This is a genomic window from Aeromonas sp., from assembly GCF_050252055.1.
Classification (GTDB): domain Bacteria; phylum Pseudomonadota; class Gammaproteobacteria; order Enterobacterales; family Aeromonadaceae; genus Aeromonas; species Aeromonas caviae.
Genome location: NZ_JBFWLQ010000005.1, coordinates 98,717 through 122,616 on the forward strand (window position 1 = coordinate 98,717; position 23,900 = coordinate 122,616).

Below are 23,900 nucleotides of genomic sequence, written 5' to 3' on the forward strand. Positions count from 1 at the left end.
AAAGGCGGGATAACCCGCCTTTTGCTTTATGAGTGGTGAACCTTGTCAGGCGTCTGCTTCGTCCGGTTGGGGCACTTCCTTGCCGGCGGCACGACGGGCGATGGGTTTTTCCGTGTGACGGTTGAGCTGGCGTTCCAGCTTCTGGCCCAGGTCCGTGATGGCAGCATAGAGATCCTCGTGCTCTGCCTGCGCAAACAGTTTGCCGTTGGGAATGCCGATAGTGGCTTCGACGATATACATCAAACGCTCTTTGGAGATGATCACATGGGGTGTGATAAGAGGCACCTGAAGACGCTCGAGCTTTTCAAAACGGGATTCAATGCGCTCGCGGATGGCTGGGGTGATGTCGATGATTTTACTGGTCATTTCGATTTTCATAATGGCCCCCTTCGGGTCGTCTTGCTTGTGTCTTCACCTCCAGATTACCCATGTTGCCAAATCAAAATGTGATCTGCGTCACGAAAAATCCCCTTAGGAATCCCGCTGTCCATAAATTGTGAGCTTTTCCCGTTTCATGCCAAAAACCGCTTGAGCTCAGTGAAACAGGCAGGCAGTATCAGCAAATAGGATCGTTTCTGTCCCCCCTCGGCAGCGCCTTGTGTCGACCCGATGTTTGGTTTTTGCCGCATAGTCTCGAATTTTCTCCACCCACATCGCCTCATCGCATCGCAAAATCATTGCCATGCGCCGGTGGAGATATGCGCGCAAACGGATATGCTTTTCTGCAGGAGTCGGGGTGGATAACGTGGTTGTAGTGGTTGGAGTCGTAGATGAAGCAGCAAGCCACCCAGATGATGTGGTTTTATGATCGGCAGCATGGGCAATGGAGCCTGTCTGATCATGTCTCTTGTGAACCCTGGGCAGGGGAGGGAGCCCACCCCTGGGCCACCCAACTTGAGCGGGAAGATGAAGCGGGTTTCGCCGATTTTCTTGCAAGACTCCACGATTCCGGCCAGCCTGGCCAGTTCATCGGTCACCTGCGCGATGAGGACGGCAAGGTACACCATGCGCTCTGGTACGGTCAGTATGTGCCTGCACAGGGGCTCTGTTGTGGCTGGCTTGCCCCCCTCGAAATGATGCATCGCGAGATGGATCGCGCCAACTCCCCCGCAGGCGTGACACCGCCGCTTCCCATGTTGCAGGCCCCCTTGCTGGCCAAGCTGGCGCAGGCGCTCTCCGCCAAGACGGGGCTCGATTTTTGCCAGACCCTGGTCAACGAGCTGGCCCATATCCTGGGAGCCACTGCCGTCTGGCTGACGGAGCGGGTCGGTCTCGACAGGCTCAGGGTGCTGGCGAGCCACGGCATCGACGTCAAGGAGTATGCTCTCTGTGACATGCCCTGCCAGCAGCTCTATCGCCAGGGGGCCTCCTGCGCTGTCCCCGTGAGTGAACCCCTGACCGGGTATCCTGACCTGCCCCCGTGCCAGCACTATTACGCCCAGCCGCTGCTCGATCGTAACGGTCAGATCCTGGGCCATCTCGCCCTGCTGTTCCCAAGCCAGACCCGGACCACGGATCTGGACTCTGTCCTGACCATCTTCTCGGTGCGCATGGTGGCCGAGTTGGAGCGCCTGCAAAGCGATGCCCTGATGCGGCTGTCTGCGGTGGCCTTTGAAACTCACGAAGGGATCATCATCACGGATCCCGAGTTCAAGATCCTGCGGGTCAATTACGCCTTCAGCCAGATCACCGGCTTTGACAACCAGGGGGTGATTGGTCTGCATCTTGGCAACGATCTCTGGTCGGGGTTGGGAGGGCTGGGTTACGAGCTCAACGCCCTGGATCGATGGCAGGGGGAAACCCTGCGCCTGCACGCCGACGGTCACGCCTATCCCCAGTGGGAGATCGTCACGCCGGTGCAGGATGAAAAGGGGGGGATCAGCCACTATGTCATCTTCTTCGAGGATATTTCAGAGCGCAAGGCGGCGGAGCGCCGCATCCAGGATCTCGCCTTCTATGACGAGCTGACCGGCCTGCCCAATCGCCGTCAGCTGCACGAAACCCTGGCCCAGGCGTTCACCGATGCAAATCGCAGTCACCTCATCGGGGCCCTGCTGTTCATCGATCTCGACCACTTCAAGACCATCAATGATTCCCTGGGTCACGCCACCGGCGACTGGCTGCTCAAGGAGGTGGCCAGCCGTCTCAAGCGGCTGGTGCGCCAGGGGGATTGTCTGGCCCGTCTCGGCGGCGACGAGTTCGTGTTGTTGCTGCCAGCGCTCTCCATCAGCCCGCCCCAGGCGGAGATGCAGGCCGACCTCATCGCGGAGCGGCTGATCGGGGAGATCGCCGCCCCCTATGATTTCAGAGGCCAGGTGCTGCACATCGGCGCCAGTGTCGGCATCACCCTCTTCCCCGGTCGGGAGCAGGAGGCGGGGGATCTGCTCAAGCAGGCTGACACCGCCATGTATCAGGCGAAATCGGCGGGCCGCAAGACCCGGCGCTTCTTCGATGCCTCCATGCAGTTGCAGGCCGACCGGCGTCTGCACATTCACAACGAGCTGCGCAGTGCCCTCGACAATGGGGAACTGACTCTCCACTACCAGCCCCAGCACATGGTGGCGGGGGGGGAGATCATCGGTGTCGAGGCGCTGATCCGCTGGCAACCCCCCGGGCGTGCCCTGGTGTCGCCTGCCGAGTTCATCCCCATTGCCGAGGAGACGGATCTCATTGTCGACATCGGCAACTGGGTATTGCACGAAGCCTGTACCCAGTACGTCTCCTGGGAGGAGAACGGGATCCACGTCCCCCAGCTCTCGGTCAACGTGAGCGCCAAACAGTTCCATGCTCCCGACTTCGTCGATCGCATTCACGATGTGCTGGCGGCCACCGGCATGGATCCCGCCTGCCTCAACCTGGAGATCACCGAGTCGGTGGTGCTGGGTCATGCGGAAGACACCATCAGCAAGATGGCGGAACTCAAGACCCTGGGCATCAGCTTTGCCATCGACGACTTCGGGGCGGGGTACTCTTCCCTGAGCTACCTCAAGCGGTTGCCGGCGGACGAGCTCAAGATCGACCGCTCTTTCATCCAGGACATTCCCAAGGATGGTGACAACATGGCTATCGTCGAGGCCGTGATCGCCATGGCCCGCCACATGGGGTTCAACGTGACGGCGGAGGGGGTGGAGTCCCGCCAGCAACTGGAGTTTCTGCAGGCGCAGGGCTGCCATTTCTTCCAGGGATACCTCGCCTCCAAGCCGCTCCCTGTTCCCTACCTTGAACGCTATGTCAGCCGCCAGGTACGCGGTGATCGCCCCGTCTGCACCGATAAAAATAGTGTGGCGTAGCCCCCGTGCTTAGCGGGTAGAATGAAGGTATGTCACCACCGCACTTTGGCGGTGGTTATGCCTTCAAGGGGAGAATGCCATTCGTGAAAGTCGTGCAGGGAATCATCTTGTCTGCGCTCTGGATGCCGGGGCTGTTGGCTCCTGCCTTCGCGCAGACCATGGAGCAGTCTCTCTATCGCCAGGCCCATGAGGCCGTGCGTGCCAATGATCAGGTCAAATTCAGCCAGCTTCGGGCACGCCTGATCCACTATCCGCTGCTGCCCTATCTGGATTACTACCAGCTTGCGTTCCGTCCCGGGGCGGCAGACTACAACGATGTGACCCGCTTCATCCGCCAGCACGGGGACACCCCCCAGTCCAACCGGCTCGAGCGCAGCTATCTCACCTATCTTGCCCAGAGCCAGCAGTGGTCCCAGTTCCTGCGTTTCTATCCGGCCAAGCCAAGCTCCACCGACCTGCTCTGTCAGCACTATCAGGCCCGCTACTACACGGGGCACAAGAGTGAAGCCCTGCAGGAGGCAGGCAAGCTCTGGTTGAGCGGTCAATCCAGGCCCGATGCCTGCGATCCCCTGTTCCAGCTCTGGCAGCAGGCAGGTCTGCGCACTCAGGAGAAGATCTGGGAGCGCATGAACCTGGCTTTCGAGGCCCAGAACCCCAACCTCATTCGCCACCTCGGGGCCCAGCTCGGCAGCGGCATGAAGGGGTATGGCGATCAGATGATCGCCCTGTATGACCAACCCGTGCGGGCGATGAATCCGGCCAACTTCACGGCGGCGCCCCCGTCGCGGCATCTGCTCTCACTGGGGCTGGCTCGCTACGCCAACCAGGAGCCCGACGCGGTTCTGCGCCAGCTGGGGGAGATGACCCGTCGCTTCGGCCTGAACCATGCTGAGGTGAGTCGGGTGGAGAAGGCGGCAGCCCGCCGCCTGTTGCTGGACCGCTCTTCTGACCAGCGCGCCTGGCTGGATACGGCTCTGGTGCGGCTCAAGGATCCGGAGCTGGTGGAGCTGCGGGCCCGTCTTGCCATCTGGGAGCAGGATTGGCGCGGCCTCGAAGGCTGGGTCAAGCGGATGCCCATGGGGCTGCAAAAAGAGGATCGCTGGCGTTACTGGATGGCGCGTTCGCTGGAGAAACAGGGGCGGCAGAAACCGGCGCGGGATCTCTATCTCGAGACTGCAAACCTGCGCGGCTTCTACGGCTTCATGGCGGCCCAGCGCACCGGTGTGCCCTATCGCATGAAGAACCAGAGCGTGGCGCACAAGGTGCCGGACTGGCAAAGTGCCAGCCGCCGCTGGCCCTTCCTGCTGCGGGTGCGTGAACTGCTGGCGATGAACGAGATCACGGCGGCCCGCTCTGAGTGGATCCACAACATGGATCGCAACAGCGTGGCCCAGCGCCTGGAGTTTGGCCACATCGCCCTCAACCAGGGCTGGCACGAGCTGGCGATTCTCTCCAGCATCCGTGCCGAGGCCTGGGATGCGCTGGACCTGCGCTTCCCACTGCCCCTCAAGCGCACCTTCTCCCAGATGGCACAAGAGCGCACCATGAACACCAGTCTGCTCTACGCCATCTCCCGTCAGGAGAGCGCACTCTATCCCCTGGCCCAGTCACCGGTCGGGGCGAGGGGGTTGATGCAGCTGATGCCTGCCACCGCGAAAGAGACGGCCGGCAAGCTTGGGGTGCCCTATCGCAACGAACAGCAACTGTTCGACCCGGCCATGAACATTCGTCTTGGCAGCGCCTACCTCAAGCGCCTGCTGGATGTGTATGACGGCAACCGGATCCTGGCGGCGGCGGCCTACAATGCGGGTCCTGGTCGGGTCAAGCGCTGGCGCGAGCAGAGCGACAACAAGCCGATGGATGTCTGGGTGGAAAGCATCCCCTATCGGGAGACGCGCAACTATGTCCAGAACGTGCTCTCTTTCGATCTCATCTATCAACACAAGCTGCAGCAGCCCTTGCGTTTCATGTCGGAACGCGAGCTGAATCACGCCTATTGAGTTCGGGGGCAGTCGTTGTCGCGGCTGCCTCCCATTCTTGCCCCAGAATGGTTATCATCCCTTAAGCTTTGTTACAAAAGGAAACCTGCCAGGTGATCGGGCGCCGCGTCTTGGTCTGTCAGGTTCGATACAATGCCCGATCATCACTGACAGGCTTTTCCAACAAAGGAATCGAGAGTGGCAACGATCAAAGATGTGTCTCAGCTGGCGAATGTCTCCATTTCGACAGTGTCTCGAGTGATCAACAACACGGCGCAGGTGGCGCCCGAGAAGCGCGAGGCTGTCCTCGCGGCCATGAAGGAACTCAGCTTTCGTCCAAACAGCTTCGCCCAGGCCCTGGTGAGCAAACGCTCCAACTGTATCGGTGTGCTGGTGGGGGATCTGTGTGGCGGCCCCTTCTTCGCCCAGATGATGCGCGGCATCGAAAGCATGGTCGACAAGGCGAACAAGTTCACCATCGTGGTGTCCGGCAACCACGACGCGACCCGTGAGCGGCACGCCATCCAGGCGCTGCTGCAGCGCCAGTGCGATGCCCTGATCCTGCACAGCAAGGCGCTGCCTGACGAAGAGCTCAGCGAGCTGGCGTCGGGCACGACCCCCATCGTATTCATCAACCGTCAGGTGCCAGGCTGCGAGGATCGCTGCGTCTGGCTGGACAACCAGGCCGGCATCACCACGGCTTGCCAGCATCTGCTGGACGCGGGACATCGCAAGATTGCCTTCGTCACCTCCGATGACGAGGAGTTTGTGGATGGTCAGCAGCGGATGGCCGGCTATCGCTTCGCCCTGCAACGGGCAGGTATCGAGCTGGATCCTGCCCTCATCGGCCGTGCCTATGCCGATGAAAAAGGTGGCTATGTGGCCATGAGCGAGCTGCTGGCGCGCGGCGTCGAGTTCAGCGCTGTGCTTGGTTTCAACGATGCCATGGTGGCGGGGGCCATCTCCTGTCTGCTGGAGCGGGGTTACAAAATACCCCAGCAGGTCTCTGTGGTCGGTTTTGATGACATCCCCTATGCCCGATACATCTATCCCAAGCTCACCACGGTACGTTACCCCATCGAGGAGATGGGAGAGCGGGCCGCTGAGCTGGCCCTGAGGCTGCTGGATCACAAGCCGGTAGAGGGGCTGGCGCTCAAATTCGAAGCCGAACTGGTACGGCGGGAATCTGTGGCCTGAGTCATGAAGTTGGCCCCGTGCGGGTCGACTTTTTTGTAAAACAGTGAAAGCGCTTTCAGAAATCCTTTTCAACTGTGATCCGCTTCAAAGCTTTTTGACCGCGCTGCCACTAGGATAGGCCCACGAATTAGGAGCGTGCGCTCCCGATTTTCCCGCTGTGGGAGGTAACCGGTTAATCCGGCTATTTCCTTCGTTACTTTCGACGGTCATCATTGGATGGCCGTTTTTTTTTGTCAGGATCCGGGTATGACGAACGAATTTGAGTATCAGACGGGTATCGTGGGCGCCGGCTGGCTAGGGTTGCCCCTGGCCAGGGTATTGCAAGAGCAGGGGCAATCTGTCGCGGTGACGGTCAGTACGGCCGAAAAGGCTGAACGGCTGCGGGGGGAGAGTATTGCCGCCTGGCCGCTGTTGCTCACCCCTGACATGGGGCCACTGCCTTTTCGTTGTCATGACCTAGTGATCTGCGTGCCCCCCAGCAAGACCGGTGATTACCCGGCGTCCGTGGCCAGTCTGTGCCGACAGGCGAGGGAGGCGGGAGTCCACAGGGTTCTGTTTATCAGCGCGACTTCGGTCTGGGGGGCCGGGCAGGGGGAGGAGGATACGCCCGCTCCAGCTCATGACAGAGGGACGCGGATGCGGGCGGCCGAGCTGGCCGTACTGGAAGGGCATGTTGACTGCGCCATGATCTTGCGCCCGGCCGGACTCTATGGTCCTGACCGTCACCCCGGCCGTTTTCTGGCGGGCAAGACGCTGGCCGGGGGAGGCCAGGCTGTGAACCTGGTGCATCTGGACGACGTGGTGGCCGCCTGTGAGCTGATGCTGGCCCGGGGGCAGGATGGGGATGCCTACAATCTGAGTGCCCCCGTCCACCCGCGCCGGGAGCAGCTCTACCCCTTCGCGAGCCGCCTGCTCGGGCTGGTGCCGCCGCAGTTCGTCGAGCCGGCGGGGGAGTTTGCTCCCATCGAAGGTCAGCGCATCTGCCAGCAGCTTGGTTTCGTCTATCGCTGGCCGGATCCTGCCCACTGGTTTGCGGACGGGGCGGCCTTGAAGGGTTGAACGGGTCGTCGCCATCCGGGCCCCGGAGTCGGTCATCTGGCGTGCAAACCAGATACGGCGCGCGCTCCGGGACAATTGAGGTTTGCCAAGGGGGGGATCGCCCCCTATCATGCCGCCATCCATGATAAAGAGAGCGGTAATGATGGAAGAGACCAAGCGCCACCCCGATGGGGAGCTGTTGCTGAGAACCCTGGCAATGCCAGCCGATACCAACCCCAATGGCGATATCTTCGGCGGGTGGATCATGTCCCAGATGGATATAGGTGGGGGCATCATGGCCAAGGAGCTGGCAAAAGGGCGCATCTGTACCGTCTCGGTGGAGGGGATGACCTTCCACAGCCCGGTCAAGGTGGGTGACGTGGTGTGCTGTTACGGTCGCTGCCTCAAGATTGGTCGCAGCTCCATGCGACTCAAGCTGGAGGTCTGGGTCAAGCCGGTATTGCGGGAGAACGAAGCCCAGCGGTACTGCGTGACCGAGGGCGTCTTCACCTATGTGGCCATCGACGATCAGGGCAAATCCCGCCCCGTCCCGGTCTGAGTCTGCTCAGATGAGCCGGGCATTGATGATGGATATTTCCTGCTCAAGCCCGGTTTTTTGCCGTATCATGCGCTCCAGCATCTCTTCCGACCCCACGCACTGCCGGGTGTCGAACAGACAGAGATCACATTGGGGATCCCGCCTGATTTGATAGACGGTGGAAAGCTCCACTTGATGACAGGTTCCCTGTTGATCGTAAAATGTCACGCGGTACTGGTGCTGTCTCGCCATCGTTGAATTCCTTCTGGATGAGTCGGGCCGGACACGAATAATGAGACTAGTCGGCGACCGTGGCCTGTGTGAGGGCCATGTCGTCTTGCAGAGGCAGGTGATTGTTAGCCAATGAAAAATAGTTATCGGATTCTGGGAACGTCCCTGCTGACGTTGGGGCTGGTCGGTTGCTTCGAGGTACCGGATCAAGATCATCTGGTGACTGCGGCAGGTATCATACCTGGCGCAAGCTGTGACAGACCACCTCTGGTGGCGCTCGCCTCCACGGCCTTGCCGAGGGAGTTTGGCATCACCGTCTGGAACCTCTACAAGGGACAACGCAAGAACTGGCGGGAAGGGCTGGATGAGTATGCCAAGTCCCAGGATCTGGTGTTGCTGCAAGAGTCGGCGACCCGGCCCGAGATGCTGGACTGGCTGAAGAGAGGCGATTTCCAGTGGCAGCAGTTGCAGGCCTTCACCCAGGGAGGTGTCTCCTTTGGCGTGATGACGGTGGCGAAAACGCCGCAGGCGTTTGTCTGTGGCGTCCGTTCCCCCGAACCCCTGCTGCGCATCCCCAAGTCAGGTCTGGTCAGTCTCTATCCCTTGCAAGGGGATCCTGACGGCGTGCTGGTGGTGAATCTCCATGCGGTCAATTTCGAGCTGGGCATGGCGACCTTTCGCGAGCAGCTCAACGATCTGACTGCGTTGATCCATCGCCACCAGGGGCCGGTCATCCTGGGTGGCGATTTCAACACCTGGAGCGACAAGCGCGCGTTCTGGTTGAACAAGCTGGTGGGCGAGCTTGGCCTGCAGGAGGCCATACCTGTGCCTGATCTACGTCGCACCGCTTTTGGCCGCCCGCTGGATCACCTCTACTATCGCAATCTGGATCTGGTGGAGGTGAGTTCACCGGCTACCGATGCCTCTGACCACAACCCCATTCTGGCGCGCTTTGCGGCCCAGGCTATCACTCCCTGAGTCATCCCCTCAGGGGAGAGCGGCGTCGCCGCTGGTTCATGCAGACAAAAAAATACCCCGCATCAAGCGGGGTATTTTTTGGATTGCGACGAGCGATCAGCTGTTGTTCTTCACGAACAGGGTCAACTCCTGACCCGGCTTGAGATAGTCACTCTTGCCGAGCTGGTTCCAGCGCATCACATCGTTGACGGCGACCTGGAAGCGGGCTGCGATGGAGGAGAGGGAATCACCGCGGCGCACCTGATAGACCATGGACTTGTTGCTGCTCTTGCCCTGCTTGGGCCAGACCACCAGCTTCATGCCAGGCTTGAGGGCCGACTTGGCGTTCAGGCCGTTCCACTTGGCCAGGTCGGCGTGGGTGACCCCGTGTGCCTGGCTGATGCTCCACAGGTTGTCACCGGAGCGCACCTGATAGTTCACCTTGCCACCACTGCGGCTGGCGAGCTGCTGTGGCTTGCTCTGGGCAACCTGGGTTGCGCGCCCGCCATTGGGGATGATCAGGCTCTGGCCACGGCGCAGGTTGTTGCCGCGCATGTTGTTGGCCAGCTTGAGCTGTTGCACGGTCACCCCGTGATTCTGGGCGATCCGTGACAGCGTATCACCACTGGTGACCTGATAGGAGCGCACACCACGGGTACGTTCACGCTGGGGCAGATCGGCCAGGGCCAGCTCCAGGGTGTCGGCGTACTCGACGGGGACCAGCAGGTTGTAAGGGCCCTGTGGCGAGGTCATGCCACGCTTGAGCGCAGGATTGAGCGCCTTGAGCTGGGAGGCGGAAACGCCAGCCAGCTGGGCGGCCACGTTCAAATCAATCTGGCCACCGGTATTGATGGTTCTCAATTGCGGCTTGTTGGCCAGCACCGGCAGGGTGACATTGTATTTGTCCGCATTGCGGATCATGTCGGCCATGGCCAGGATCTTGGGCACATACATCCGGGTTTCGCGGGGCAGGTCCAGCGACCAGTAGTCGGTCGGACGACCAGCCCGCTCGTTGCGGGTGATGGCGTTGCGCACCCGACCTTCACCGGCATTGTAAGCGGCCAGGGTCTGCAGCCAGTCACCGTCGAAGAACCGGTTCAGGTACTCCAGGTAATCCAGTGCGGCATTGGTGGATGCCAGGACATCGCGTCGACCGTCGTACCAGTTGTCGTGGCGCAGGCCGAAATTCTTGCCGGTTGCAGGAACGAACTGCCAAAGACCGACCGCATTGCTGCGGGAGCGGGCATTGGGATCGAACATGCTCTCGATCATGGGGATGGTAATAAGCTCCATTGGCAGCTCACGCCGTTCGATTTCCTCTACCATCAGATACAGGTAGGGCTCAGCCCGGCTGGCAATGGTCGCCATATGCTTATCATTGCGCAACAACCAATCACGCTGTTGGCGAACCCGGGCATTATCGTGCGAGTCCAGCTGCATATCATCGCTGATACGCACCCACAGGTTATCAGTGTCATCCAGCTCTTCTATCTGTTCGTCGCCGAACAGCATCCGCGAAGAGTGTTTTTTGTACGTTTTCTTGCTGACTTGGGGGGATTTGATCGGCTCGATTGCCGTTACCGCCCGGTCATCCTGATGGCTCAGGTTTTGACAGCCGCTGAGAAACAGCGCTGCCAATAAGGCCGTTCGTAGCTTCATCTCGCTCAGGTCATCTGTGGAAAAACAGCTCGCATCATAAGGGGCAATGCCCCCCTGATCAAGGTTTGTTCAAAAAACGTCCTTCCAGGCCCGCAGAACAGCGAAGGTATCCTCTGGATTTTCCAAGCATTTAAGGGCGTATTTCTCAGCAGAAAATTTTACCGAGTCCTGCTCGCAGCGCAGAAAAACATTGAAATTCCGCTCATCTCCCAGCCGGGAGGGGAGACTCGGGAGGCCCTGCTGACGCAGTTTGCTGATCACGCCGATCTGCCGCTGGATCGCCAGGTTGTCGGGCTCGACCGCATGGGCGAAACGCAGGTTGGAGAGCGTGTATTCATGGGCACAATAAAGGAGGGTCTCATCGGGCAGTGCCGCGAGCCGTTGCAGGGAAGTGTGCATCTGTGCCGGGGTCCCTTCGAACAGACGGCCGCAACCGGCGCTGAAGAGGGTATCGCCACAAAACAGCATGCCCTGGCCGTAATAGGCGATATGCCCCAGGGTGTGACCGGGCACATGGAGGACATCCAGACTCAGGCCATGCCAGTTGATCTGATCCCCGTCGTCGAGCCATTGGCCGTGATGGTCCGGCATGGGGTCATGCTTGGGGCCATAGAGACGAGCGTGGGGGAAGTGTTGCAGCAACTCGGATACGCCCCCGACGTGATCGCGGTGGTGATGGGTCAGGAGGATGGCATCCAGCACCAGATCCAGCGCAGCCAGCCGTTCCAGCACGGGAGCGGCCTCTCCCGGATCGACGACCAGGCAGTGATTTTCATGACGGATCAACCAGATGTAGTTGTCGCTGAAGGCGGGAACTGTGATGACGGTATACATGGGTCGAGGTCTCTTGTGTTCTCTTTAAGGAAGGGATCTTATATAACTGGATGGCATTCGCCCCCGAGTTGGTCCCATTATGCAACTGGCACGTACCGAACAACAGATCGCGCTTCCGACCAGTTGGTCCGCACTGCCCATGGGGGACTGGGTGGCCGCCGAGCTTCAGGAGCGCCTCGACAACTGGTGCCCCCACCTCTTTGGCTATCACTTGCTCAAGATAGGTGCCCTGAGCGCCGAACTCTCCTGCGGCTGTTCCACCATTCGTCATCAAATCGGTGTCGCCCCCGGCGGACGGCTGCTGGACATCCAGGGGGATCCGCTCGCCTTGCCGGTGCGATCGGGGAGCGTGGATGCCTGCCTGCTGGCTCACTGCCTCGATTTCTCGCCGGATCCTCATCAGGTGCTGCGGGAGGCAGAACGGGTGCTGACCGACGATGGCTGGCTCATTGTCAGCGGTTACAACCCGCTCAGCCTGGTGGGGCTGGGTCACTATCTGCCCTTCATGCGGCGGCATCTGCCCTGGTCTGCCCGCATGTTCACGCCCGCACGGGTGACCGACTGGCTGCAATTGCTCGGCTGCGAGGTGATGTTCGACGAGCGGTTCGGTTTCTCCTTCATGGGCAGGCAGAGCAAGATCGGCTGGTGGCGGGAGAGTCTGGGGCGGGACTATTGCCGCTCCCTGGCGTCTGTTTACGTGATTGCCGCCCGCAAGCGGCGTTTCCCCGTCACACCGGTGCGTCGCCGCTGGCGGCTGCCGGAGTCGATGGCCGCGCCAGGAATGGCGCGCCAGGGCGGCTAGCGGGCATCAGGGCTGGTAGCCGCTGTCTTCGGCAAGCTGCTTGCCGCTGGCGGCCTCACGGGCCAGCTCGTCACAGCGTTCGTTTTCCGGGTGGCCCGAGTGTCCTTTCACCCAGAGCCATTCGATCTGGTGACGGGCCACTTCCGCATCGAGGGCCTGCCAGAGATCGACGTTCTTGACCGGCTGACGGTTGGCGGTCATCCAGCCCTTCTTCTTCCAGCCGATGATCCATTGGGTGATCCCCTGGCGCACATACTGGCTGTCGGTGGTGAGCCGCACCTGGCAGGGTTCGTTCAGGGTCCGCAGCCCCATGATGGCAGCCATCAGCTCCATCCGGTTATTGGTGGTCAATCGAAAACCGGCGGAGATCTCCTTGCGATGCTTGCCATAGACCATGACGGCACCATAGCCGCCGGGGCCCGGGTTGCCTAAGCAGGAGCCATCCGTGAATAAATCAATCTGTTTCAACATGAGCAATCAATCTGTTTTAGCGAGAGGCTTGGGGTAAACTAGCGAGTAAAACCGAAGTTTGACATGGATTTGATCATGAGCACACCCCAACTGAATCGCCAGATCATTCTGGATACCGAAACCACCGGCATGAACACCGCGGGCGGCCCTGTCTATCTTGGGCACCGCATCATCGAGATCGGCTGTGTGGAGGTGATCAACCGCAAACTCACCGGCAACCATTTCCACGTCTACATCAAGCCGGATCGGCTGGTGGACCCCGAGGCCATCGCCGTGCACGGCATCACGGATGCCTTCCTGGCGGACAAGCCCTCTTTTAGCCAGATAGTGGACGATTTCATCGAGTTCATTCGCGGCGCCGAGCTCATCGCCCACAACGCCCCCTTTGACGTGAGCTTCATGGACTATGAGTTCAGCAAGCTCGGTCTGAACTTCAAGACGGCGGATATCTGCGGCATCACGGATACCCTGGCGATGGCGCGGGATCTCTTCCCGGGCAAGCGCAACAACCTGGACGTGTTGTGCGATCGCTACGGCATCGACAACTCTCACCGTACCCTGCACGGCGCCTTGCTCGATGCGGAGATCCTGGCGGACGTCTACCTCCTGATGACGGGTGGCCAGACCAAACTCAATCTGGCGAGCGAAACCAGCGAGAGCGAGACCAGCCAGGATACCGGCATTCGTCGTCTGGAGAGCAATCGCCCGCCGCTCAGGGTGGTGCGCGCCAGCGACGAGGTGGCGGCTGTCCATGAAGCGAGGCTGGATCTGGTACAGAAAAAAGGAGGTGCCTGCCTGTGGCGGCAATGAGATCGCTTTGGGGGCTGCTGCTGCTGGCCTCCCTCCCGGCCGCGGCCAACGAGGTGTTTGCGCCTTCCGACATTCCTCTGCTCGACAACCGCTTTCGCATCGATTACGGCGTGAAGGAGATCACCTTCATCATCAAGCGCAAGCCGGGGACGCCCTCGGTGATCCTGGTGCGACCCGATGGCAGCAAGCTCTATGTGGGCAAGGTCAAGCCGCCCGACGTGGGCTGGTTGCCCCTCAAGGATCAGGATCTCATCACCATCCGCGACCCCATGCCCGGCCCCTGGCAGGCGATCGGAGAGGTGGACCCCGACAATCGGGTGCGCCTGCTCACCGACATCCAGGTCGAGAGCGAGCCGCTGCCGGCCCGCCTCTATCAGGGTGAGCGTGTCAAACTGCAATCCCGTCTGCTGATCGATGGCGCGGCGCCTGGGGCGGGTTACTACCTCACCGATCTGGGCATGACCGTCAAGCTGCAGCAGTTCAACGATGCCAGCCAGAGCGGCGATCCCGTGTTCGAGGAGACCCTGGGACGCTACATGGATGATGGCAAGGGGGTGGACGAAGTGCCGGGGGACGGTATCTTGACCGCCGAGGCGGTACTGGACGTCCCTGCGGGAAAATACCGAGCCCTCTTCAGCACCGGCAATGAGGTCTTCTCACGAGCCCAGTCACAGCAGGTGCTGCTCTACCCCTGGCCGGTCAGCTATTCCCTGAATCCCCCCTCCGGGGAGGGGGGAGCCAAGCTCTCTCTGGTCATCGATGTGGATGAACTGGATCCCGCCTCCGTGGTCATCCAGGGCAAGGCCATCGACGGCAGCGGCAGTAGCATGACGTTCAACGAGGTGGCGACAGCGCCGCGTTTTGGCGTGGATCTCTCCGCCCTCAAGGCGGCAGGGCAGTACAAGGTGGAGGCCACCCTCTTTGGAACAACCCGGCTCGGTCGCGAGGTGCAACTGCAATTGCCGGCCAAGTCGTTCACCATAGCACCGCCTCCCCCCCCTCCCGCACCCTCTGCGGCCATGCCTGCATCCGCCGCCACCCCCGACCGGTTCGAGGAGCGGGAGAGTCCGGTCTGGCTGCCCTGGGCGCTGGGGGGAGGTGGCGTGTTGCTGCTCTTGCTGGGGGCCGGTGGTTTCATTCTGCTGCAAAAGCGCCGCACCCTGCACAAGGCGATGGCGGCGCAGAAGGCGCAACTTGAAGAGACGCCAGCAACCCCCAAACTGGATCTCAATCTGCCGGAGCAATAATTCCGCGCACATTGCAAAGAAGCCGCCCAATGGGCGGCTTCTTCATGGTGGCAAGTGGATGGGGTGAACTCGATATCAGTGAGCGCCGATATAGATGTCTTTGTACTGCTCGCGAATATCGAGGAACTTCTCCAGATTGGCCAGCATCAGGTCCACCAGGAGGGGGTCGAAGTGCTCTCCTTTCTCCTCCTTGATCAGCGCCAGCACCTGATCCAGCGGCCAGGCCTGCTTGTAGCAACGATCCGAGCCCAGGGCATCGAACACATCCGCCAGGGCGACGATGCGTCCTTCAAGCGGAATGTCCTCTCCCTTCAATCCGCGGGGATAGCCGCTGCCATTCCACTTCTCGTGATGGTTGCCCGCGATGGTGGCGCCTATCTGGAACAGGGCCAGGTCACTGCCGGAGAGCATGTCCTGCCCAAGCTGGGCGTGGGTTTTCATGATCTCCCACTCCTCGGGAGTGAGTTTGCCCGGTTTGTGCAAGATGGCGTCCGGGATCCCCACCTTGCCGATGTCGTGCAGGGGAGAGGCACGCTTGATGAGCTCGCACCTGTCCTCATTCATGCCGAGCAGCTTGCAGAACAATTCGGTGTAGAGGGCCACCCGCTTGACGTGCAAGCCGGACTCTTTCGAGCGGCTCTCCACCAGTTCGCCGATGCGATAGATGATCTCTCGCTGGTTGTCACCGATCACCTCGTTGAGCCGGATATTCTCCAGCGCCACTATGATGTTTTCGGTGAACAGGCTCAGCAGCCCGGTATCCATCTGGCTGAGCGGGCGAGTGGTCTCGATGTGGAACAGCAGGTGATGACGGGCATTCTGGCAATAGAGCACCATCTGGTTGCCATCGTAGACATTGGCTCCCTTGGCCATGGCACAGCGCAGGATTTCCGGCGCATCGACGAGGCGCAGCATGGGACCATCGCTGAGCAGAGGCTCGAGCACCTGATCCCGCACCTCATACGCCAGGTGCTTCACATCGTAAATCTGGGACTCTTCCAGATTGAGCAGGGCGCTGAGCTGGGTCTGGGCTCCTTCGACGAACTGGCGCAGGGCACGCTGCTCGAAGATCCCCTTGGACGCCTCAATGACCTTCTCCAGTCCCTGTCGATTGCTCTCAAGGGTTCGGATGTCCCGGTAAGAGCGCAGGCTGGCGCGCAGCAGGGTGCGCAGTTTCTGGGAGGTAAGCTCGGTCTTGTCCTTGTAGTCGTTGATATCGTAGTTGGTCACCACGTCATCTTCCGGGGCCTGACCGGGCTGACCGGTTCGCAGCACGATGCGCACCATCTTGTTTTGCAGCTCGTCGCGCACGAACTTGACCACCTCGAGACCGGCATGGTCGACCTCCATGACGACGTCGAGCAGCAGCAGGGCGACATCCGGGGTGAGGGCGAGCAAGGCTTTGGCTTCAGCCGCAGAGTAGGCGTGCAGAAAATCGATCGGCTTGCCGTCGAATTCAAACTTGTTCAGGGTGATTTTGGTGATGCGATGCACTTCGGGTTCATCGTCCACTATCATCACCTTCCAGCCGGCGGGACGCGGTGCTGATTGGGGAAGATCTTCATCATCAATAATCAGGATTTGATCATCCATTATGCAATCCTGTGTGTGATCCTGTGCTTACCTTAACCGCTTCATTCAATATAGGAAACGGATTGATATCCAAAATATGATCCAGTCGGTTTCTCTTTCTTCGTATCGAATGCCATCCACCAGCCCTTTCATGAAAAACGCCTCCACAAGGGAGGCGTTCTGGCATCAGAGGCATCAAGCTGCCCTGTGATAGGCGGAGGCTTCAAACAGTGCCTTGTTGGCCACCAGGTCGACGGGATCGAAATCATCGACGTTGATGGTGCGAAGACGACTCTCCTCGGCACGCCGCAGCAGATCCGCTTCGACCTGGTTGATGACACCGAGGTTCAGGCCTGCCTCTGCCACCTTGTCGAGCTGGGTGAAGGGGCGTTTGCTCCCTTCGGCCTTGCACACCTTGTCAAACAGCGGCTCTGCGGTCAGCACATCGTCCAGCGCCTGTTCCAGCAGCCCGAAGGGGTTGCCCTCCTCGCGCGTCAGATATTGACCCTCGGCCAGACGGCTGCGAGTGGCACTTGGCACCTGGAGCAGGCGGGCCACCTGGCTGTCGAGCTTGTCGGAGGGACGCTTCAGGTCGCGACCAAGGGGCAGCACGATGGCGCGCAGGGCCAGACCAATCCAGAGGTTCGGGAAGTTGCGCAGCAACTCGTCGATCGCTTCCTGAGCCTTGAACAGGGCGTCTTGCAGTGCCCAGTGCAGCAGCGGCAGGTCGGCCTGCTGGCGTCCTTCATCCTGATAGCGCTTGAGGGCGCTGGAGGCCAGATAGAGCTGGCTCAGCACATCGCCAAGGCGGGCAGAGACCCGCTCTTTGCGCTTGAGCTCGCCACCCAGGGTGCCCATCGCCATGTCTGACAGGAAGGCCAGGTTGGCGGAGAGGCGAGAGAGCTGCTGATAGTAGCCCTTGGTCTGATCCTTGTAGGGCGCGGCGGCGAAGCGGGCACCGGTCAGCCCCAGCCAGAAGCTGCGCACCAGGTTGCTGATGGCAAAGCCCACGTGGCTGAACATCGCCTTGTCGAAATCTTTCAGCGCCTGCTCTTTGTCGGGGTGGCTGGCGGCCAGCATCTCCGGCAACACGTAGGGGTGGCAACGGATGGCTCCCTGGCCGTAAATGATCATGCTGCGGGTCAGGATATTGGCTCCTTCGACGGTCACGGCGATGGGCGCACCCTGATAACCACGGGCCAGATAGTTGTTAGGCCCCATGCAGATGGCCTTGCCGCCATGGATGTCCATTGCATCGATGATGCACTTCTGGGCGCGGTCGGTGAGGTGGTACTTGACGATGGCGGAGATGACCGAGGGTTTTTCACCGAGATCGATGCCGGTGACCGTCAGTTTGGCGGCGGCGCCCATGATGTAGGCGTTGCCACCCAGGCGTGCCAGCGGCTCTTCAATCCCTTCCATCTTGCCAATCGGCAGCTTGAACTGGCGACGGATGCGGCTGTAGGCACCGGTGGCCAGGGCCAGCATCTTGACGCCGCCCGTGCTGTTGGAAGGCAGGGTGATGCCGCGACCGACGGAGAGACACTCCACCAGCATACGCCAGCCCTGACCGGCCATGGCCGGACCGCCGATGATGAAGTCGAGCGGGACGAACACGTCCTTGCCGCGGGTCGGGCCGTTCTGGAACGGCACGTTGAGCGGGAAGTGGCGACGGCCGATGTCGACCCCCTTGATGTGGGTCGGAATGAGGGCGCAGGTGATGCCGAGCTCTTCTTCCTCACCCAGCAGGTGGTCAGGGTCACGCAGCTTGAAGGCGAGGCCGAGTACGGTGGCGATGGGAGCCAGGGTAATGTAGCGCTTGTTCCAGGTCAGGCGCATGCCGAGCACTTCTTCCCCTTCCCACTCGCCTTTGCAGACGATGCCGAAGTCGGGAATCGAGCCCGCATCAGAACCCGCTTCCGGGCTGGTCAGGGCGAAACAGGGGATCTCCTTGCCGACAGCCAGACGGGGCAGGTAGTAATCCTTCTGCTCGTCAGTACCGTAGTGTTGCAGCAATTCACCCGGCCCTAAGGAGTTGGGAACGCCGACGGTGGAGGCGAGCACGGCGCTGGCGCCGCACAGCTTTTGCAGCACGCAGGACTGGGCGTAGGCGGAGAACTCCAGCCCGCCATATTTCTTCTTGATGATCATGGCGAAGAACTTGTTGTCCTTCAGGTATTGCCACACCTCGGGAGAGAGATCGGCACGCTCGTGGGTCACTTCCCAGTCGTTGACCATGCGGCACACTTCTTCAACCGGACCGTCCATGAAGGCCTGCTCTTCGGCAGACAGCGTGCTGACCGGAATGGCGTGCAGCTTCTTCCAGTCCGGGTTGCCGGCAAACAGATCCGCTTCCCACCAGGTCGTCCCCGCTTCGATGGCTTCCTTCTCGGTTCGGGACATCTCCGGCATGATGGACTTGTAGATCTTGAACAGCGGCTTGGTCAGCTGGTTGCGGCGAAACTCCACCAGATTGAGGGGCAGGGCTATCACCGCGAACAGCGCCCACACCAGCAGGGGCACATGGCCATAGAAGGTGCCGGCGACCAGGGCGGCGGCCGTGGCAAGCGTGGCGGTGAACAGGGACGCACGGCGATAGGCCATGGCGCCGATCACCAGGATCACCCCGAGCAGAGTGAGGGTCGTCGTCATTGTTTGCTCCTTGCATGAATTGCCGAGGTTGGGAAATTGGCGTTAACTGATCCAGAGGTCTGACCTGTTGGATGTGGCCCCTGTTGTAATTCATACGCACAAACTTATCAAGCTGTTTACAAGCCTGTTACCTTGGCTCTGTGATCGGCATAACGCGCTACCCGCCCCATCTTGGCGGGCGGGGGGCGACGATTGGACTGGCTTGTGCGACAATGCCGCCACCCTATGTTGGACGACGAGATTTCAAGAACCATGTACCAAGAACTGATCCGCAACGAGTTGACCGAGGCTGCCAGCGTGCTTCAGGCGTTCCTGGCAGATGAGCAAAATCTGAAAAACATCGAGGCGGCGGCCAGGCTGCTCGCCGACTCCTTCAAGCAGGAAGGCAAGGTACTCTCCTGCGGCAACGGCGGCTCCCACTGCGATGCCATGCACTTTGCCGAGGAGCTGACCGGTCGGTACCGCGAGAACCGCCCAGGCTATGCCGGCATCGCCATCTCCGATCCCAGCCACCTCTCCTGCGTCTCCAACGACTTTGGCTATGACTATGTCTTCTCCCGCTATGTGGAGGCCGTCGGCCGCCGTGGTGACGTGCTGCTCGGCATCTCCACCAGCGGCAACTCCGGCAACATCCTCAAAGCCATCGAGGCGGCCCGTGCCAAAGGGATGAAGGTGATTGCCCTGACCGGCAAGGACGGCGGCAAGATGGCTGGTCTGGCCGATGTGGAGATCCGTGTGCCGCACTTCGGTTATGCCGACCGCATCCAGGAAGTGCACATCAAGGTGATCCACATCCTGATCCAGCTGGTTGAAAAAGAGATGGCCAAGTAATCAACGATCCGGGATTGAGAGGGGGTGATGGGCGACCATCCCGGCCCTCTCATCCAGCAGTGACGGTTGATTGACGAAACCAGAGTCAAGACATTCAGGGAGTGGATGGTATATGTGCGAACTGCTCGGCATGAGTGCCAATGTGCCGACCGACATCTGCTTCAGCTTTACCGGGCTGATGCTGCGGGGAGGCAAGACAGGTCCCCACAAGGATGGCTGGGGGATCACCTTCTATGAGGGGCGGGGTTTTCGCACCTTCAAGGATCCCGAACCCAGTGCCCAGTCTCCCATCGCCAAGCTGGTCCAGGCACTGCCCATCAAGAGCCGTGCCGTGGTCAGCCATATCCGGCAGGCGAACCGGGGGTGTGTCTCCCTGGAAAACACCCACCCCTTTACCCGCGAACTGTGGGGCCGTTACTGGACCTTTGCCCACAATGGCCAGTTGACCGGTTACAAGAAGCTGCCGACCGGGCGCCACCGTCCGGTCGGCGACACCGACAGCGAGCACGCCTTCTGCTGGCTGCTCGACAGGCTGGAGCACAAGTACCCCAAACGGCCGGCAAATTTCCCCGCCATGTTCCGTTACCTCGCGACCCTGTGCGACGAGCTGCGCGGGCTCGGGGTGTTCAACATGCTGCTGTCGGACGGAGAGTTCGTGATGACCTATTGCAGCAACAACCTTTACTGGTTGACGCGCAGGGCTCCCTTTGGCGAAGCCCGTCTGCTGGATGAGGATGTGGCCATCGACTTTCAGAGTGAAACCACGCCGAACGATGTGGTGACCCTGATCGCCACCCGGCCGCTCACCGGCAACGAGAATTGGGTGAAGATGGTGCCCGGGGAGTTCTGCCTGTTCAGGCTGGGTGAGCTGGAATATGGCAATGCAGCCAACTTGTTGAACCAGAAATAAAAAATACCAGGGTAGATGTCTACCCTGGTTCTTCGCAGCAGCCATACAGGCAAAAAGGGATGAGAGAGGTGTTGCTGAGCCGCATCATTCTCATGGGTTGCATTGTTACTTTAATGTTAATTTTGTGACAACCTTTATCTCTCTCCATTCTGACTGACATACCGATAACTTGAAGCTGCTCACATTCTGGTGTCGCAAGAGCATCCGGAGCGATACGGGCATGCCCGAAGGACGGGTGACAGCGGGGCTGTGGGTCCGCTATATTGTGGTCTGTTTGAATACCATCATAGGGAAGAGAAGATGGAGTGGCTGGATCAGAAAGTGCTACGACAACTGGCAGATGATATCGGTCACGAGATGATGCCAGTCGTCATCTCGGTGTTTGTCGAAGAGGTAGGCGAGCAGTTGGCCCAATTAAGACCGCTTTTTGAGCAGCGGGACTGGTCAGCCCTGGCGCGTCTTGCCCACAGCATGAAGTCGTCCTGTGGCAGCTATGGCGCCAAACCCAGCTATCAGCAGGTGATGGATCTGGAGTCCGCCTGTCGCCGGGAAGATGAGCAAGAGGCCGGCAGACTGCTGGCTGAGCTGGAGCACTCCCTGCCCCAGGTCTTCACCCATCTGGCCCAGTTTCACTGAGCCAGAAGGGCATCAGCCCGCCATGTCGCGTTCGCCAAGCCTGCTCAGGATCACTGTGTCGAGTGCCAGCCGCAGCTTGAGGCGGTCGTGGCGGTGGGGGAGGGCTGCTTCACCCAGCTCGGCCCGAACGAGGCAGTGCTGCAGCTCGGGTACCTGGGGGCCCTCGGGAGCCAGAATAGCATCGATCCGGCCGTTGCCTATCCGCTCTTCCAGCCAACGATGCTGACTGGGCAGTGACAACTGGCCTGCCGGACCCTCTTCGTCCACCAGATTGTTGATGAACACGACGATGGCGCGGCTGCTGCGGATCGCCTCCGCAATCTCGCGCAGTAGCAGAGGAGGCATGATGGAGGTGAGGAAGCTGCCCGGCCCCAGGATGATCATGTCGGCCTGGCTCAGCGCCTCGACCGCTTCGCGCGTGGCGGGCACGACCGGTTTCAGGCTCAGGGCCCGTGGCGGCGTGGTGAGCTGATCGATGGAGACCTCCCCCAGGATCTGATCGCCACAGACGGTGTGGGCGCACAGATCGGTGGGGTGCTCGGACATGGGCAGCAGATTGGGCTCAATTTCCAGCATGTCGCTGATGAGCCGGATGGCATCCAGGGGGCGCACGCAGAGGTTGTCGAGGGCCAGCAGCATCAGGTTGCCGAGGTTGTGGCCCGCCAGCTCGCCGCGGCCGGTAAAGCGGTGCTCGAACAGCTGGCTACCGATGCTGGGTGTGGTCACCAGCTGGTTGAGGCAGTTGCGCAGATCCCCCCAGGCGATGCACTCCTGGCTTTTGCGCAGGCGTCCGGTGGAGCCGCCATCATCCGTGGTGGTGACGATGCCCGTCAGCCGGGATCCCAAGAACGACAGGGAAGAGAGCACCCGGCCCATACCGTGCCCGCCGCCGATGGCGACAACCCGGTCGAAGTCATTGATATTTTTCTGCCACATGCAGTGATCCCGTGGGAGGCCAGTGAGCACCATTCTAGTCTCCATGGCCAGGTAATTGTTTGATAAGGGTATGATTTTTGCTTGATGCCAGCATTCCGTACCCCTAGGAGACGATGTTGAACTTCCTGACGGCTCACTCGCTTGCCGAGACGACCCCACTGGCCGCCCAACAAGTTACAGAGCGGTTGCATGCCCAGTCATCCCATGTTCCATCGCTGTTGCTGGTCTATTTTACCCAAGCACACGAGGCGGCGGAACTGCGCCGTGCGCTCAAGGCACGTTTTCCCGATACCCGGCTGATCGGTTGCAGCTCCTGCGGCGGTATCCTGACCCAGGATGGCCATCATGGTCGGCATGGCTGGAGCCTGTCGGTCGCCGCCCTTTATGATGACAAGGGGGCCTATGGCGTGGCTGGCCAGATGGGGGATCAACCGGATGTGCGGGCATTGCTGCGCCGCGCCATCGCCGATGGTGGCCGACCGGGAGAGCTGCCGCAGCTCGTGTTGCTGCACACCAGCCCGGGGCTGGAGGAGATTGTGCTCGCGGGGATCGACGCCGAGTTTGGCGCGACCGTTCCCGTCGTCGGCGGGTCGGCGGCAGACGACGGCGTGGCCGGGCAGTGGCAGCTGTGCTGGGACGAAGGGGAGGGATCACAAGGGTGCGTGTTGGCGGTGCTTTACCCCGATTGCCAACTGGCGTTCCAGTTTCATTCAGGCTATGTACCCACCGAGTGTCGCGGCATCATTACCGGGATAGACGGGCGGGAGGTGCTGACGATCGATCACGAGCCGGCGGCCCGGGTCTATGGTCGCTGGACCGAGCGTGCGACGCCCTGGCCGGTGGGCCCCATCCTCAGGGAGACGACGCTCTCGCCACTGGCCCGTCAGGTCGGCATGCTCGATGACCTGCCCTACTACAAGCTCTCCCATCCCGAGGCGGTGACGGCGCGGGAGGGGCTGCGCCTCTTTACCGAGACCCGACTGGGAGAGCGGCTGCTGCTCATGTACAGCAGCCAGGAAGGGTTGTTGCAGCGTAGCCTGAATGCGGTGAATATCGAGCCTGAATATGGCATGGCGAGCAATATGCGCCCCTTTGGCGCCCTGGTGGTGTTTTGTGCCGGTTGTCGGCTGGCACTGGGGGACAGGCTGGGGGACATCGTCAGTCAATTCAGTCAGAGGCTGGGTGAGATCCCCTTCATCACGCCCTTTACCTTCGGTGAACAGGGACGATTACCCCATGGTGAGCTGGCGCACGGCAACCTCATGGTGTCGAGCGTAATCTTCCTCGAGAGCTGACACTGTGCTGGATTC

Annotated in this window: 22 protein-coding genes; 14 read left to right on the forward strand and 8 right to left on the reverse strand. The window is 60.7% G+C overall.

The annotated features are described in order from the left end of the window. Window positions 1–45: 45 nt before the first annotated feature. Window positions 46–378: a ribosome hibernation-promoting factor, HPF/YfiA family gene (gene hpf, locus AB7E19_RS10555; RefSeq protein ID WP_010674126.1), complete on the reverse strand. Its 333-nt coding sequence runs from the start codon at window positions 376–378 to the stop codon at window positions 46–48. A 392-nt stretch (window positions 379–770) separates the two neighbouring features. On the opposite strand from hpf, the gene AB7E19_RS10560 reads away from it, so the two are divergent. The 5 genes from AB7E19_RS10560 (at window position 771) to yciA (ending at window position 8,063) form a co-directional block, all read left to right on the forward strand. Further along, a complete protein-coding gene (locus AB7E19_RS10560; RefSeq protein ID WP_322131753.1) occupies window positions 771–3,290 on the forward strand; it encodes a bifunctional diguanylate cyclase/phosphodiesterase in 2,520 nt (839 codons plus the stop codon). 83 nt (window positions 3,291–3,373) lie between these two features. Continuing rightward, a complete protein-coding gene (locus AB7E19_RS10565; RefSeq protein WP_219597001.1) occupies window positions 3,374–5,290 on the forward strand; it encodes a transglycosylase SLT domain-containing protein in 1,917 nt (638 codons plus the stop codon). A gap of 177 nt (window positions 5,291–5,467) precedes the next feature. Beyond that, window positions 5,468–6,466 (forward strand): LacI family DNA-binding transcriptional regulator, encoded by a 999-nt coding sequence (locus AB7E19_RS10570; protein ID WP_039038828.1) that lies wholly within the window; start codon window positions 5,468–5,470, stop codon window positions 6,464–6,466. A 246-nt stretch (window positions 6,467–6,712) separates the two neighbouring features. After that, complete coding sequence (locus AB7E19_RS10575; protein WP_322131754.1) at window positions 6,713–7,525, forward strand: NAD-dependent epimerase/dehydratase family protein; 813 nt, start codon at window positions 6,713–6,715, stop codon at window positions 7,523–7,525. 139 nt (window positions 7,526–7,664) lie between these two features. Beyond that, window positions 7,665–8,063: an acyl-CoA thioester hydrolase YciA gene (gene yciA, locus AB7E19_RS10580; protein ID WP_029314261.1), complete on the forward strand. Its 399-nt coding sequence runs from the start codon at window positions 7,665–7,667 to the stop codon at window positions 8,061–8,063. Window positions 8,064–8,069: 6 nt separating this feature from the next. Here yciA and AB7E19_RS10585 read toward each other — a convergent pair whose 3' ends face one another. Next, window positions 8,070–8,294 carry a hypothetical protein gene (locus AB7E19_RS10585; RefSeq protein ID WP_010674132.1) on the reverse strand — a complete coding sequence of 75 codons (225 nt, stop codon included), beginning with the start codon at window positions 8,292–8,294 and terminating at the stop codon, window positions 8,070–8,072. Between the two features lie 111 nt (window positions 8,295–8,405). On the opposite strand from AB7E19_RS10585, the gene AB7E19_RS10590 reads away from it, so the two are divergent. Then, complete coding sequence (locus AB7E19_RS10590; protein ID WP_029314263.1) at window positions 8,406–9,251, forward strand: endonuclease/exonuclease/phosphatase family protein; 846 nt, start codon at window positions 8,406–8,408, stop codon at window positions 9,249–9,251. A gap of 96 nt (window positions 9,252–9,347) precedes the next feature. Here AB7E19_RS10590 and AB7E19_RS10595 read toward each other — a convergent pair whose 3' ends face one another. Beyond that, window positions 9,348–10,598: a LysM peptidoglycan-binding domain-containing protein gene (locus AB7E19_RS10595; RefSeq protein ID WP_010674134.1), complete on the reverse strand. Its 1,251-nt coding sequence runs from the start codon at window positions 10,596–10,598 to the stop codon at window positions 9,348–9,350. Between AB7E19_RS10595 and AB7E19_RS10600 the strand changes: the two genes are divergently transcribed. Then, the gene (locus AB7E19_RS10600) at window positions 10,599–10,871 is read left to right on the forward strand and encodes a hypothetical protein (protein WP_010674135.1); all 273 of its coding nucleotides are present in this window, start codon (window positions 10,599–10,601) and stop codon (window positions 10,869–10,871) included. Window positions 10,872–10,958: 87 nt separating this feature from the next. Here AB7E19_RS10600 and gloB read toward each other — a convergent pair whose 3' ends face one another. Next, window positions 10,959–11,723, reverse strand: coding sequence for a hydroxyacylglutathione hydrolase (gene gloB / locus AB7E19_RS10605; RefSeq protein WP_039038832.1), 765 nt, complete (start codon window positions 11,721–11,723; stop codon window positions 10,959–10,961). A 79-nt stretch (window positions 11,724–11,802) separates the two neighbouring features. Between gloB and AB7E19_RS10610 the strand changes: the two genes are divergently transcribed. Further along, a complete protein-coding gene (locus tag AB7E19_RS10610) occupies window positions 11,803–12,525 on the forward strand; it encodes a class I SAM-dependent methyltransferase (protein WP_010674137.1) in 723 nt (240 codons plus the stop codon). Between the two features lie 6 nt (window positions 12,526–12,531). Here the strand turns inward: AB7E19_RS10610 and rnhA are convergent, their stop codons facing one another. Next, window positions 12,532–12,996, reverse strand: a complete 465-nt coding sequence (gene rnhA / locus AB7E19_RS10615; protein WP_010674138.1) for a ribonuclease HI — start codon at window positions 12,994–12,996, stop codon at window positions 12,532–12,534. A 75-nt stretch (window positions 12,997–13,071) separates the two neighbouring features. Between rnhA and dnaQ the strand changes: the two genes are divergently transcribed. Beyond that, the gene (dnaQ, locus tag AB7E19_RS10620) at window positions 13,072–13,806 is read left to right on the forward strand and encodes a DNA polymerase III subunit epsilon (RefSeq protein ID WP_128296902.1); all 735 of its coding nucleotides are present in this window, start codon (window positions 13,072–13,074) and stop codon (window positions 13,804–13,806) included. Next, entirely contained in the window at window positions 13,803–15,053 is a 1,251-nt protein-coding gene (locus tag AB7E19_RS10625; protein ID WP_171864876.1) for a TIGR03503 family protein, read from the forward strand. The genes dnaQ and AB7E19_RS10625 overlap by 4 nt, the downstream gene beginning before the upstream one ends. A gap of 75 nt (window positions 15,054–15,128) precedes the next feature. Here AB7E19_RS10625 and AB7E19_RS10630 read toward each other — a convergent pair whose 3' ends face one another. Together AB7E19_RS10630 and fadE are read right to left on the reverse strand one after the other, a co-directional pair. Further along, on the reverse strand, window positions 15,129–16,646 hold the full coding sequence (locus tag AB7E19_RS10630; RefSeq protein WP_039038835.1) for an HD domain-containing phosphohydrolase: 1,518 nt from the start codon (window positions 16,644–16,646) through the stop codon (window positions 15,129–15,131). A 174-nt stretch (window positions 16,647–16,820) separates the two neighbouring features. Next, a complete protein-coding gene (fadE, locus tag AB7E19_RS10635; RefSeq protein ID WP_427935206.1) occupies window positions 16,821–19,277 on the reverse strand; it encodes an acyl-CoA dehydrogenase FadE in 2,457 nt (818 codons plus the stop codon). A 252-nt stretch (window positions 19,278–19,529) separates the two neighbouring features. Between fadE and lpcA the strand changes: the two genes are divergently transcribed. The 3 genes from lpcA to AB7E19_RS10650 all read left to right on the forward strand — a co-directional run bounded on the left by lpcA (window position 19,530) and on the right by AB7E19_RS10650 (window position 21,654). Continuing rightward, window positions 19,530–20,108 carry a D-sedoheptulose 7-phosphate isomerase gene (gene lpcA, locus AB7E19_RS10640; RefSeq protein WP_010674142.1) on the forward strand — a complete coding sequence of 193 codons (579 nt, stop codon included), beginning with the start codon at window positions 19,530–19,532 and terminating at the stop codon, window positions 20,106–20,108. Window positions 20,109–20,220: 112 nt separating this feature from the next. Next, on the forward strand, window positions 20,221–21,018 hold the full coding sequence (locus tag AB7E19_RS10645) for a class II glutamine amidotransferase (RefSeq protein ID WP_043154215.1): 798 nt from the start codon (window positions 20,221–20,223) through the stop codon (window positions 21,016–21,018). Between the two features lie 300 nt (window positions 21,019–21,318). Next, window positions 21,319–21,654 (forward strand): Hpt domain-containing protein, encoded by a 336-nt coding sequence (locus tag AB7E19_RS10650; RefSeq protein WP_010674144.1) that lies wholly within the window; start codon window positions 21,319–21,321, stop codon window positions 21,652–21,654. Window positions 21,655–21,666: 12 nt separating this feature from the next. On the opposite strand, the gene AB7E19_RS10655 is transcribed toward AB7E19_RS10650, so the two are convergent. Beyond that, on the reverse strand, window positions 21,667–22,590 hold the full coding sequence (locus AB7E19_RS10655) for a uridine diphosphate-N-acetylglucosamine-binding protein YvcK (RefSeq protein WP_322131755.1): 924 nt from the start codon (window positions 22,588–22,590) through the stop codon (window positions 21,667–21,669). Window positions 22,591–22,703: 113 nt separating this feature from the next. Between AB7E19_RS10655 and AB7E19_RS10660 the strand changes: the two genes are divergently transcribed. Further along, window positions 22,704–23,885 (forward strand): FIST signal transduction protein, encoded by a 1,182-nt coding sequence (locus AB7E19_RS10660; RefSeq protein ID WP_239053262.1) that lies wholly within the window; start codon window positions 22,704–22,706, stop codon window positions 23,883–23,885. Window positions 23,886–23,900: the final 15 nt, after the last annotated feature.